Source organism: Nitrincola lacisaponensis (assembly GCF_000691225.1).
Lineage (GTDB): Bacteria > Pseudomonadota > Gammaproteobacteria > Pseudomonadales > Balneatricaceae > Nitrincola > Nitrincola lacisaponensis.
Map to the genome: position 1 here is coordinate 210,404 of NZ_JMSZ01000032.1, position 12,541 is coordinate 222,944.

General features: G+C 52.2%; 11 protein-coding genes. 7 read left to right on the top strand and 4 right to left on the bottom strand.

From position 1 onward, the window contains the following. The first annotated feature begins 92 nt into the window (after window positions 1-92). From mobB to ADINL_RS11075, 6 genes are all read left to right on the top strand, one after another. Window positions 93-632 (top strand): molybdopterin-guanine dinucleotide biosynthesis protein MobB, encoded by a 540-nt coding sequence (mobB, locus tag ADINL_RS16495; RefSeq protein ID WP_036547760.1) that lies wholly within the window; start codon window positions 93-95, stop codon window positions 630-632. Next, entirely contained in the window at window positions 629-1,930 is a 1,302-nt protein-coding gene (moeA, locus tag ADINL_RS11055; protein ID WP_036547763.1) for a molybdopterin molybdotransferase MoeA, read from the top strand. The genes mobB and moeA overlap by 4 nt, the downstream gene beginning before the upstream one ends. 23 nt (window positions 1,931-1,953) lie before the next feature. Beyond that, entirely contained in the window at window positions 1,954-2,739 is a 786-nt protein-coding gene (moaC, locus tag ADINL_RS11060) for a cyclic pyranopterin monophosphate synthase MoaC (protein WP_036547766.1), read from the top strand. A 1-nt stretch (window position 2,740) separates the two neighbouring features. Beyond that, entirely contained in the window at window positions 2,741-3,205 is a 465-nt protein-coding gene (moaE, locus tag ADINL_RS11065) for a molybdopterin synthase catalytic subunit MoaE (RefSeq protein ID WP_036547769.1), read from the top strand. Beyond that, entirely contained in the window at window positions 3,198-4,205 is a 1,008-nt protein-coding gene (gene moaA, locus ADINL_RS11070) for a GTP 3',8-cyclase MoaA (protein WP_036547771.1), read from the top strand. The genes moaE and moaA overlap by 8 nt, the downstream gene beginning before the upstream one ends. Before the next feature lie 89 nt (window positions 4,206-4,294). Continuing rightward, window positions 4,295-5,539, top strand: a complete 1,245-nt coding sequence (locus ADINL_RS11075) for an EAL and HDOD domain-containing protein (protein WP_051632745.1) — start codon at window positions 4,295-4,297, stop codon at window positions 5,537-5,539. On the opposite strand, the gene ADINL_RS11080 is transcribed toward ADINL_RS11075, so the two are convergent. Continuing rightward, window positions 5,508-6,728, bottom strand: coding sequence for a TraB/GumN family protein (locus ADINL_RS11080; RefSeq protein ID WP_036547773.1), 1,221 nt, complete (start codon window positions 6,726-6,728; stop codon window positions 5,508-5,510). The genes ADINL_RS11075 and ADINL_RS11080 overlap by 32 nt on opposite strands. 168 nt (window positions 6,729-6,896) lie before the next feature. Here ADINL_RS11080 and ppnN point away from each other — a divergent pair, with 168 nt between their 5' ends. Beyond that, a complete protein-coding gene (gene ppnN / locus ADINL_RS11085) occupies window positions 6,897-8,273 on the top strand; it encodes a nucleotide 5'-monophosphate nucleosidase PpnN (RefSeq protein WP_036547775.1) in 1,377 nt (458 codons plus the stop codon). 23 nt (window positions 8,274-8,296) lie between these two features. Here the strand turns inward: ppnN and ADINL_RS11090 are convergent, their stop codons facing one another. From ADINL_RS11090 to ADINL_RS11100, 3 genes are all read right to left on the bottom strand, one after another. Then, window positions 8,297-9,925 (bottom strand): methyl-accepting chemotaxis protein, encoded by a 1,629-nt coding sequence (locus ADINL_RS11090; protein ID WP_036547778.1) that lies wholly within the window; start codon window positions 9,923-9,925, stop codon window positions 8,297-8,299. 124 nt (window positions 9,926-10,049) lie between these two features. Next, on the bottom strand, window positions 10,050-11,720 hold the full coding sequence (locus ADINL_RS11095) for an AMP-binding protein (RefSeq protein WP_036547781.1): 1,671 nt from the start codon (window positions 11,718-11,720) through the stop codon (window positions 10,050-10,052). Between the two features lie 33 nt (window positions 11,721-11,753). Further along, complete coding sequence (locus ADINL_RS11100) at window positions 11,754-12,539, bottom strand: class II glutamine amidotransferase (protein WP_036547783.1); 786 nt, start codon at window positions 12,537-12,539, stop codon at window positions 11,754-11,756. Window positions 12,540-12,541 lie beyond the last annotated feature (2 nt).

A 12,541-nucleotide genomic window follows, 5' to 3' on the forward strand; every position in this document is an offset into this window, starting at 1 on the left:
ATTTTTTTCTGTTATAGGTTAGTTTGTTTCCTGTTTTTCAGGAATGCCTTTTGCTTAAGTTGATGATAACAATAACAGGATGATCTGACTGAATGAACGCTTTTACACTTCCGGTTCTGGGCTTTGCGGCCTGGAGTGGTACCGGTAAGACGACACTGCTGAAGCAGCTTCTGCCGCGGTTGAAGCAGCGCGGGCTGCGGGTCGGGTGTATCAAGCACGCGCATCACACGTTTGATGTCGATATTCCCGGTAAAGACAGTTACGAGCTGCGTCATGCTGGTGCCACGCAGATGTTGATCGCCTCGGATCAGCGTTGGGCATTGATGACCGAAGAGCCTCGCTCTGAAGCTCCAGCGCTGAGTGAACTGCTGCAGCGTCTTGATACAGCTCAGCTGGATATGGTGCTGGTTGAGGGATTTAAAGCGGAGCACTACCCGAAAATTGAATTGTATCGTGCTGTTGTAGGCAAGCCGATGCGCTTTCAGGATGATCCTGCCATCGTGGCGATTGCTACGGATGACCCGGCAAGTGTACCTGTTGAAGTTCAACTGCCCGTACTTGATATCAACGACATTAGCGCAATTGAAGCGTTTGTGTGTCACTTTTGCCAGACATATGGAGGTCAAGGATGAGCGAGTCTGATCTGTCCTGTTTTGATTTTGTTACGCCCGGTGGTAATCGTCATCTGAAGCTTGAAGAGGGTGCGAGGCTGATTCAGTCGATGGGACTTGGGCAGCTTCAGGCGACTCAGCTCCCTCTGCATCAGGTCATGGGACGTGTGCTGGCGGAAGATGTCATCGCTCCCTTCAACGTGCCGCGTCAGGTGAATGCGGCAATGGACGGCTTTGCGCTGAAAGGTGATGAGTTGGCTACAAGCCGTGACTGGAAAATAGTCGGCCAAAGCTTTGCAGGACATGCCTTTACCCAGCCTGTTGAAGCGGGCTGTGCTGTACAGATTACCACTGGAGCCCCCATGCCCTCCGGTACTGATACAGTGGTGATGAAAGAGTTGTGTCGTGTAGAGAGTGATCAGCTACATATAGATCAGGCGTTGGCCGTTCGCCCTGGCAGTAATGTGCGTCAGGCTGGTGAAGATATGGCGGAGGGTAGTCTGATACTGAGTCGTGGACAGCGACTGGGTCCTGTAGAAGTGGGTATGCTGGCTTCTCTGGGATTCGCTCAGGTAAAAATCTATGTTCCTCTGAAAGTGGCTGTATTCTCGACTGGTGATGAAGTTCGTGCCCCAGGCGATGCGCTGGCTGACAGCAGCCTCTACGATACTAATCGTTTTACACTGATGTCGGTGTTGAAAGGCCTGGAGTGTGACGTATCGGATTTGGGTATCTTGCCGGATGATGAGCAAGTAATTGAAGAAGCACTGCGAAGTGCTGCACAGCAGCATCGGTTGGTGCTGACCAGTGGTGGTGTCTCTGTGGGTGAGGCGGATTTTGTCAAACAGGCATTGAACCGTCTTGGACAGACCAGTTTTTGGCAATTGGCGATACGCCCGGGTCGTCCGATTGCTTTTGGTGATCTGGGGCTGAATCAGGAAGGTGAAACCTGTCTGTTTGCAGGGCTTCCGGGTAATCCGGTGGCAGTCATGGTGACCTTTTGTGTGCTGTTACAACCCTTGATCCGCAAGCTTCAGGGGGAAACCGAATGGGTGGGCCTGACCTGGATGGCCCGTTCAACGGAAACGATGAAGAGCCGAACCGGACGCAGTGATTTTCATCGCGGTATTTTCACAATTACCGAAAATGGCGAGCTGGAAGTGCGCACAACCGGGCATCAGGGGTCAGGTATTCTGACCTCCATGCATGAAGCCAACTGCCTGATTCGTATAGAAGAAGACCGTGATCGTATAGAAGTGGGTGACCGGGTCCGGATTTACCCCTTCAGTCGTTGGCTACCCGGCTACCCGCTGGTATAACCTGGACCAAGAGAAGACAGAACATGACACACTTTACACATTTGGACAGCAAAGGGCAGGCACACATGGTGGATGTGTCGGCCAAGGCGGTGACGGCACGTACCGCACGTGCCAGTGCCAGCGTGACCATGCAGCCACATACTCTGGAGATGATACTGGCAGGCGGACATGCCAAAGGTGATGTACTGGCCACTGCCCGGATTGCCGGGATTCAGGCAGCCAAGCGTACGCCTGATCTGATTCCCCTGTGTCATCCATTGATGCTGTCTCGAGTGACAGTCGATTTGCATCCGGATCCTCAGCTACCCGGTATCCGTATTGAAGCCACCTGTAAGCTTGCTGGTCAGACAGGTGTTGAGATGGAGGCTTTAACGGCTGCATCGGTGGCAGCCCTGACGCTCTACGATATGTGTAAGGCTGTCGACAAGACGATGTTGATTGGTGACATTCGTGTGTTGCAAAAACAGGGTGGTAAATCAGGCGATTGGCTGTATGAGGCTGACACTTCAGCACCGGCCAGTGCTGCCAGTCCGGTTCAAGGTTCGCAGGATGCTGCTTTGCAGGTACGTTTTTTTGCCGAACTGCGTGAGCAGATGCAACAGGATGAACTACAGGTAGCGGTGGCTTCTCTGCAGGCAGCGGATTATCCGCTGACAGTGGCGGGTCTGTCTGACTGGTTACATCAGCAGTTTCCCGCGCTCAAGTCTGGTCGGCTTATGGTGGCAGTGAACCAGCAGATGGCAGAGCTGTCTACGGCTTTGAAAAGCGGTGATGAGGTGGCTTTTTTTCCACCGGTAACGGGGGGATAAGATGTTCGATATTCGCGTACAGGCACAGCGCTTTGATTGTGGTGTGGAACTGGAAGCGCTCAGTCAGCAGCGTACTGATGTAGGTGCTGTTGCGAGCTTCATCGGTTATGTGCGTGATTTTAACGAGCGTCCTGATGTTGTTGCGCTGACGCTGGAGCATTATCCGGGTATGACCGAGCAGCAGTTGCGGTTAATTGCGGAGCAGGCAGCACGGCGCTGGCCTGTGTTGGCTGCAACCATTATCCACCGGGTTGGACGCATGGAGCCGGGCGATCCGATTGTGCTGGTAGCGGTTGCATCAGCACACCGTCAGGCGGCTTTTGATGCCTGTAATTTCATTATGGATTACCTGAAAACCGAGGCTCCGTTTTGGAAAAAAGAACATACCCGTACCGGGGATTATTGGGTCAGTTCACGTGAATCCGATACGCTTGCTGCGCAACGCTGGGAGAAGACGGATGTCTGAGTCTGTAAATACAGCCACTGCTCTGGTCGATCGTTTTGGCCGTCGGGTCCGATATGTACGTCTATCGGTAACAGACCGCTGTGATTTCCGTTGTGTCTATTGCATGAGTGAAAACATGACTTTTCTGCCACGTGATCAGGTGCTGACACTGGAGGAAATCGGGCGGATTGCATCGGTATTTGTTGAGCTGGGTGTGGAAAAGATTCGGTTGACGGGAGGCGAACCTCTGGTCCGTCGGGACCTGATGGAACTGGTAGACTATATCGGTACCCTGGGCCTGAAAGATTTCACCATGACCACCAATGGCAGCCAGTTACCGCGTTTTGCAAGGCCGCTTAAAGATGCCGGGCTGCATCGACTGAACATCAGTCTGGACTCTCTGGATGCAGATAAATTTCGCCGTATTACCCGTAACGGCGATCTGAACAAGGTGTTGGCCGGGCTGGATGCTGCGCAGGTGGCTGGCTTCGAGCGCATCAAGTTGAATACAGTGATCATGCGTGGGCGCAATGATGATGAAATTCCGGCACTGGTCGATTTTGTCAAACAGCGCGGTATTGATATCAGCTTTATTGAAGAAATGCCGTTGGGGCATATCAGCGATCATGGCCGTGACGAAACCTACTGCTCCAGCGACGAGGTTCAGGCCATCATTGAGCGTGATCACCATCTGACTCCAATCAGCCAGCAGACTGGCGGACCATCACGCTACTTCGCACTGCCAGACAGCCCCAGCCGTATCGGCTTTATCTCGCCACATAGTCATAATTTCTGTGGTGACTGCAATCGGGTTCGGGTGACGGTCGAAGGTCGGTTATTGCTGTGTCTTGGCAATGAACACTCTGTCGATTTGCGTCCTGTCCTGCGTCAGTATCCATCGGATAATGGGCCTTTGCGACAGGCCATAATCGATGCCATGGATCTCAAGCCTGAACGGCATCACTTTACGACGGATGGCGAGGTTCAGGTAGTACGCTTCATGAATATGACGGGTGGCTAATACGAAACACTGGGGATTTTCGGTGGTTTCGTTTACACTGCAAAAATGAAAGGTTAAATCCTATCCGGAGTTGCAGCAGGGAGCCTTGAATGCCGGAAACGCTTAAACGCCAGTCGTCAGATTATTGTTTGGCTTTACAGCCTATTTGTGATCAGCATCTGCGTCATGTGGGTGATGAGCTTTTGTATCGCAGCAGTCAGCATGCACGTTCTGCCCAGATTGAGGATCCTCTTGTTGCGACTGCACGTGTCAGTCATATGGCCTTCTATGAAATGGGTGTTGAGGCGTTAACCGGGTCCAGGCAACTGTTTTTTAATGTGCCGCGTGAATGGCTGTTCAACCCGGATCTGTTGCCCCCTGTTACCGAACGTGTCGTTCTTGAAATACTGGAAGATATCGCTGGTGATGCCGAGGTGATCGAAGCGTTGCAGCAGATTAAATCGTTGGGGTACTGTATTGCCTTGGATGACTTTGTCGTCACTCAGGCAACCTTGCCTCTGCTGGATGTTGCCGATATCGTCAAAGTCGATGTGTTGAATGACGGTATTCGCGATGCAGATCTGGCCATCTACCAGTCACGAGGGTTAACACTGCTGGCCGAAAAAGTTGAGGACTTCAAGACGTTTCAGCATTGCCGCGACCTCGGCTTTACCCTGTTTCAGGGGTATTTCTATGCCCATCCTGAAATTCGTCCCAGTCAGTTTAATCGTAATGGCAACAAAACGGCGCAGCTGCGTTTGCTGGCAGTCCTGCAGGACGAAAATGCCGAGTTTGAAGTGCTGGAGCCGCTGCTGGCGCAAGATCCCCAGTTATGTATCCGTTTACTGCGCTTGTGTAATTCTCCTTTATATCGGCGTGAATGTGTTATCGCCAGCCTGCGACAGGCGATGATTCTGGTAGGCTTCAGTCGCCTGCGCAAGCTGATTGTTGTGGTCATGCTGGCGGATAGCAATCCGTTTAACCAGCTGATGCTGCCGAAGGCGCTGACACGTGCGTCCATGTGTGAAAAACTGGCAGCAGAAACTCATGCAGATTCACCTGACAGCGCCTTTCTGGTCGGCATTTTGTCGATGATGGATATTCTGCTGGAAGAGCCCCTGGACAAGCTGTGTGTACAGTTGCCTCTCAGTGAGGAGGTCAAGCTGGCACTGCTAAAACGTCAGGGGCGGTTGGGCGAGATCCTGCGTTTGACCATTGCCTTTGAAGAGGCCCGTCTGGGCTCAGCTTCTCAGACTGTGGTCGAACGCCTGAATCGTTGTTATCTGAGTAGTGTCAGTTGGGCTAATCAGCTGTTGGGGGAAGTCAGCCGGTCGTCAGCTGACCAAAAATCCTGAACCCACCCAGGTAGGTGCCTGCTGCGGATCCCAGCGTGGCGAGCATAAATACTAACAGGGTTCTGGATACGCGGTTACGCCACCAGCCTCGCAAAGCCACGACATCCTGACGCAGATTGGAAAAATCGCCGACAGTCGGTTTACGCATGGCTATTTCAATTGCAGCGGCCACCATCCCGGCTCCAATAGTCGGATTGAGTGAGGTGAAGGGGGCCGCAAAGAAGGTACCGATAATCGTCAAAGGGTGTGCTGTTGCTATCAGAGTACCCAGGGCTGCCAGGGTGCCATTAATCAGCACCCACTCCAGAATCAGTTGTAATCCCAGGTCTGTATTGCGGCTGAAGCCGATGGCGAAGCCGGTAAGTACCAGCAGCATAATGATCCAGGGTATCAGCTTGGGCCAGCGGCTGCCTTTGGGCGTCTGCTCCAGCAGGTGCAGTTGCTCGCGGGGGTCCGCAGGCAAGTGACCGCGCAGGTTATCCGCCATGCCTTTCAGATGTCCGGCACCGATGACAACCAGAACGCGCTTGTAGCGGCTGTCTCCATTTTCCTGCGCCAGGCGCAACGCCATATAGTGATCACGCTCAGCGATCAGAGCTTGATACAGGTGCTCCGATTCCTCGGCAAATTCGGTAAAGGTCGACTCCAGTACATCGCCCTGTTTGAGCTTTTCTATCTCCTCAGCCGACACCTTTTCCTTGGACACAAGGCTGGCCATCAAGCCACTGATCAGATTCATCCGCTGCCACCAGGGAACGCTGCGATAGACGCGTTTCAGCGTGATACCAATATCCCGGTCAATGACCATGACCGGTAAGTCCAGTGCTTCAGCTTCTTCCAGTGCAGCTTTCATTTCTGCACCGGGTGCGATACCGCTTTCCTCAGCAACGCGTTGCTGAAATGCGCCCAATGCAAGACTGGCTGCGACCATGCCTGCCTTGCCTTCACGGATCACCTGGAACAGGTCCATTCGTGCCAGGGCATCGGGGTCCTGCATGCTGCGCAGGCGGCCGGGGCAGAGCTCTATCGCCACGGCGTCAAACTCACCTGAACGTATCAGCTCACGGACTTCATCAGCACTGGCTTTGGAAACATGGGCTGTACCCAGCAGAGTGTAGTGAGTGTCATACTTATGCAGCTCTTCACGCGGGCCGCCATTAAAATCGGTACTGATGCTTGTACTGGTCATAAAATCCGTAATCTGTATGCATGCAAAAGAGCAGTGATTTTACCCTTCACAGGCAATAAGTGCATCTTTATGGAAGATTTTCTCTCGTACTGGGTATGAAACGCTGTTTTGTCATCAATCCGTAGTAATATGAGCAGAGTTGGAGTGGAAAACCGCAGGAGAGCTATCATGATTACCGAACATTTTGTGAATGCCAGTGTCACCCCTTTGGGTAATCTGGATACCTTGTCTCCGCATGAAGTGGCGCGATTACAGGACCGCAGCAACAGCGGATTACACAGTCTGTTTCGCCAATGTGCACTAGCGGTGCTGAATACCGGCAGTGAGATGGACAGTACACGTAAAGTCATGCATCACTTCAGGCGTTTTGATGTACAAATCAGCCACAAATTCCGTGATGTACAGCTGGATCTGATCAACGCACCGGCGACTGCTTTTGTTGATGGTGAAATGATTCAGGGTATTCGTGAACATCTGTTTTCGGTGCTGAGAGACCTGCTCTATGTACAGGATGAGCTGGACAGCTGCTGCGATGAAATGGATGAGTCCGGGCGCATTACCAACCTGGTATTTCATATTCTGCGTCACGCAGGCGCTATGCGGCCACACATCAAGCCTGATATGGTGGTGTGCTGGGGTGGACATTCAATCAACCGCAATGAGTATGAATATACCAAAAAGGTCGGTTATGAGCTGGGTCTGCGCAAGCTGAATATCTGTACAGGATGTGGCCCTGGCGCAATGAAGGGGCCGATGAAGGGCGCTACGATAGCGCATTCCAAACAGCGTATCAGCAAAGGGCGCTACCTGGGCATCACTGAACCCGGGATTATTGCAGCTGAATCGCCCAATCCGATTGTGAACGAACTGTTGATCATGCCGGACATTGAAAAACGTCTTGAAGCTTTTGTACGGGTAGGGCATGGCATTATCGTTTTTCCCGGTGGTGCAGGTACTGCAGAAGAGGTACTGTACATTCTGGGTATCCTGTTACGTGATGAGAATATGGAAATGCCTTTTCCATTGATTTTCACCGGACCTGCTGAAAGTCACAGCTACTTTGATACACTCGACCGATTTATTGCCGCAACACTGGGCGAAAGGGCGCGCGGCTTTTATGAAATTATTACGGGTGATGCGCATGCAGTTGCCCAGCGTATGAAAGAACGTCTGGATGAAGTGACTCGCTACCGTAAAAGCTGTGGCGAGTCATTCCACTTTAACTGGGATCTGACCATCCCTCTGGCCCTGCAGTTGCCTTTCGAGCCGACACATGAGCAGATGGCCGGACTCAATCTGTCTCGTCAGCAACCGGATCACCAACTGGCCGCACAACTGCGCTGTGCCTTGTCCGGGATTGTGGCTGGTAACGTGAAGGAACCCGGTATTCGTGCCATTGAAGAGCATGGTCCGTTTGAGCTGTATGGTGATGCGGATGTGATTGATGCCTTGTCTGAGCTGCTCGATGCGTTTGTTGAGCAGCGCCGGATGAAAATTGATCATGAGGAATATGTGCCGTGCTTTCGTCTGGCGCATAAGGCGTGACAGGGAACTGTCACGCCTCAATTTCAGATACCTGAAAAACGACTGCTCAAAGCCTGATTGCGTTGGCCCATTTCCTTCAGCAAGTGGGCAATTCCCGTCAGGCTTTGAGCTGTTTGTACGGTTTGGTGAGTTTGCTGTGACACTTGAGCGATATTTTGTGCAATATCACTGGCAACGCTGGTTTGTTGCTCTGCGGCTGTTGCAACCTGTGCATTGAAGTTGTTGATCTGGGTAATGAGCTGGTTGACATTTTTCAGCTGGCTGGCGCTTTCCTGAAATATTTCAACGCTTTCAGTTGAGATGGTATGAGATGCCTGCATGACATCCACGGTTTCACTGGCGCCTTTTTGGACGGCTTCAATGATTTTCTGAATCTGCTCGGTTGATGTCTGGGTACGCTGTGCCAGGGTGCGTACTTCATCGGCAACCACTGCGAACCCTCGGCCCTGATCTCCGGCACGTGCAGCTTCGATGGCCGCATTGAGTGCCAGCAGGTTGGTTTGTTCAGAGATGCTGCGGATCACGCCAACAACTGTACCAATATTGCTGGTGTCGGATTCCAGTTGACTGACGATAGACATGGAGGAGCTGATTTGATGGGCCAACCGATCCAGTGCGCTGTGTGCTTTCTGCATCGACTGCATGCCGCTTCGGGTAACCTGATTGGCTTCATTGGCAAGGTTTGCTGCATCCTGGGCATGGTTGGAAACTTCACTTGCTGCAGCGGCCATCTGCTCCATCGCGGTGGCAACCAGTGATGCACTGTCATTGGTTTTGGCGGCGTGTTCAACGATATCGCCGGATATTTGTGACATGTGTGTTGTCGAGTCAGTCAGTTCGGTTGAGGCTTTGCGCATCTCACTGGCGACCTGCAGCAGAAAGCTTTGTAGCTGGCGGGCTGACTCTGCCAGTACGCCCAGCTCATCTGCGCGAGAAATGGCGATGGGAGTGCTCAGTCGTCCTTCGCTCAAATCCTGTATTGCACTGATCAGTTTACGGCTCGGTTGTACGATAGCCAGGTTGACGACGAGTAAAGCGACAATGCCAAACAGCAGAATCGCAGCAAACAGTAAAATTGCTGCGAGAATGGATGCCTGCTGCACTTCCAGCGGAATGTTGTCTGATTCCTGAATGGCTCGCTGGGCCAGTTCAGCTGCCGCCTGGTTCAGTAAGCGGGAGGGTTCTCTATCGATGCCGGCGACAGCCTGGTCTCCTATACGGTGATTAAAATTGTTGGCTATAAATTGTTGATAGCCACTTCGGTACTCTTGTCCCATGGCTTGATGCGCTTGCAGGAATGTGCTGACAGTCTGGCGCTCTGAGCCTGGCGGCATCAGTGCAAGCAGTTCGGCTCCGATCTGTTGTACACGATTTTCCTGGTGTTGAAAGCTGTTCCAGAAGCGTTGCAGCTGATCGGGGTTTTCACCGCGAATCAATACATTTTTCCATTCCTGAACCTGTGTTTTGAACTCACTTTGCATCTGATTTATCGCTCTCTCCATCGCAACATCCTGATCTATCAGCTGGTTATAGCGTTGCATACCCTTATTCACCTGCATGAAATAGAACCCGCCTGCAAAGATGATTAATGCGCAGCCACCCAGGATAATCGTCAGCAACTTGTTAAACAGACTTTTGTTAACCCAGTTCATAGGTTTCTCCGGTTCAGGGACAGAAGGGTCGTCGGATACTTAAGGTAAGACTATAAAGTCTATAGGTGGTGGGAATAGGCTTGTCAAACATGTACCGGAGCAGCTGGCACACCTTCCAGCAGAATCAGTTGTGCTGACGACGCTGACTGCTTTCCAGTTGTTTCAGTGCTTTTTCTTTCAATGCACGGCGCAGCACCTTACCAACCGGGGTGCGTGGCAGACTGCTGCAGAACTCAACACAGTTGGGTACTTTGTAGCCGGTCAGGCGCTCTTTACAGTAGCTGCGAACTGCCTGGGGCGTAATTGTGGTAGAGCGGGTAATGACAAACAGTTTGATACGCTCTCCGGTAACCGGATCCGGGATGCCGATAGCCGCACAGTCTTCAACTTCGGGCATGCTGCAGACCAGATTCTCAACTTCACTGGGGAACACTTTAAAACCGGATACGCAGATGAGTTCTTTTTTTCGATCAATGATTTTCAGTACGCCTTCCGGACTGATCATGCCGATGTCTCCAGTACTGAGCCAGCCATCGGGACTGAGGACCAGACGGGTTTCTTCAGGCTGTTGCCAGTAACCGGCCATGACTTGCGGGCCTGACACCTGAATTTCACCCGTTTCACCGGAAGGCAGTGGCTGTCCCTTGTCATCAATAACCCGTATGGCCGTCTGTGTCAGCACTTCCCCGACACTGCCTGGTACGATCTGGTCGGGTCGGTTTACACTGACCACGGGAGAGCATTCGGTTAAGCCATAACCCTCGGCAATAGGGCAGCCTGTTGCATTCAGCCACTCGGTTGCCAGTGGACCGGATAAGGCCATGCCCCCTGAGATGGTTAAGTTTAACTGGCGAAAGCTCAGTCGTCGGAAGCCATTCTGCTTGAGCAATGCATTAAATAACGGGTTGATTCCGGCAAACACAGTAGGGCGAAACTGCTGAAAGCGACGTACCAGTGATTTAATTTCTCTGGGGTTCGGAATCAGTTCGGTACGCGCTCCCTGGCTGAAGAGTGCCAGAGTCAGCATGAAAGCATAGATATGATAGAGAGGCAGGGGTTGCAACAAACGCTCCTGTCCACTCTGCGTGTAGGTTTCCAGTAGCGTTTTCAGCTGTCCCAGGTTGGCCATGATATTGTGATGTGTGAGCATGGCCCCCTTGGGTGTCCCCGTGGTTCCGCCCGTATATTGCAGTAAGGCCAGGTCGCTGGGCTGTTGTACCGGTGGTTGCCAGCATTGTGCCAGCTCTTTGCAGCACAGCAGATTTTTCAGCCAGTAGGCTTGTGGAATGGCCGAGTCAGAGAAGGGCATGGCGATGCGGCGGACATACTGATTCAGCAACCAGCCTTTCAGTGGAGGATGCAGGTCACCGATTTCGGTCAGAATGATCTGCTCAACAGCTGTACCCTGAATCGCCATACTGGCCTTGCGTGCCAGAGGAGCAAAGGTAATCAGAGCGCGTGCACCACTGTCTTTCAGCTGAAAGTGCAGCTCGGCAGGTGTAAATAACGGATTGCAATTGACCAGGACCAGTCCGGCCCGCTGAATGGCAATCATGACCAGAGGGTATTGCATCATATTGGGCAGTTGGACAGCGACACGATCACCCGGCAGCAAGCCACTGTGCTGCTGAAACCAGCCAGCCAGTACACGGCTTTTGTGGTCCAGTTCGGCAAAACTGAGTGAGCCGCCAGCGTGTGAGAAGGCGACAGCATCACCGAACTGTCGGAAGACTGCATCAAACAGATCGTTCAGGCAGGCACGGCTGTAATGTAGAGGTGTGAATATTGTTGTCATTTTCGAGCCTCATTATACGACCATTGTCGTATGTCAGGGCGCAGTATGCAAACGTTGCAGTACTTTTCCATCAACGAAAACGACCATCTCGCCTGTCTGGAGGCGTGACCAGGTTTCATTATTGGTCAGCGGGTCTGTTGCAATGACGGTGACAATATCATCTGGTGTGGTGACTGCCTCAAAGTTTACTGCCATATCACAGTCACTTAATCTGGCTTCACCGAAAGGTGACTGACGTGTAATCCAGCAAAGCCTGGTAGTGCAATAGGTAAACAGATGTCGCGATTCGCTGAGCAACAAGTTGAAAACACCCAGGGTTCGCAACTGCTCACAGCACTGATGGATAAACGCTGTGAGTTGCGTAATTTCAGGTGGTTCGGGAAAGCGTTTGCGGATCTGGTCCAGCAGCCAGCAGAACGCATATTCACTATCTGTGGTGCCTACCGGAAAATAGTGCTCCAGTGGCCAGTTGAACAGTTCAGCACTGAGTTGGCCATTATGGGCATAGCACCACTTTTTGCCCCAGAGTTCCCGGTCAAATGGGTGTGTGTTTTCCAGACAGACCTTGCCTACGTTGGCTTGCCGTATATGGCTGATGACCGTACAGCTTTTGATTGGGTACTCGGAAATCAGTTGTGCGATGCGTGATTCAACGCTGGGTGCCGGATCATGGAAGATACGCAGGCCATTGCCTTCGTAAAAAGCGATGCCCCAGCCGTCACGATGGGGCCCGGTTCCTCCACCGCGTTGCATCAGACCGGTAAAACTGAAACAGATATCAGTGGGTACATTGGCGCTCATGCCCAGGAGTTCACACATGG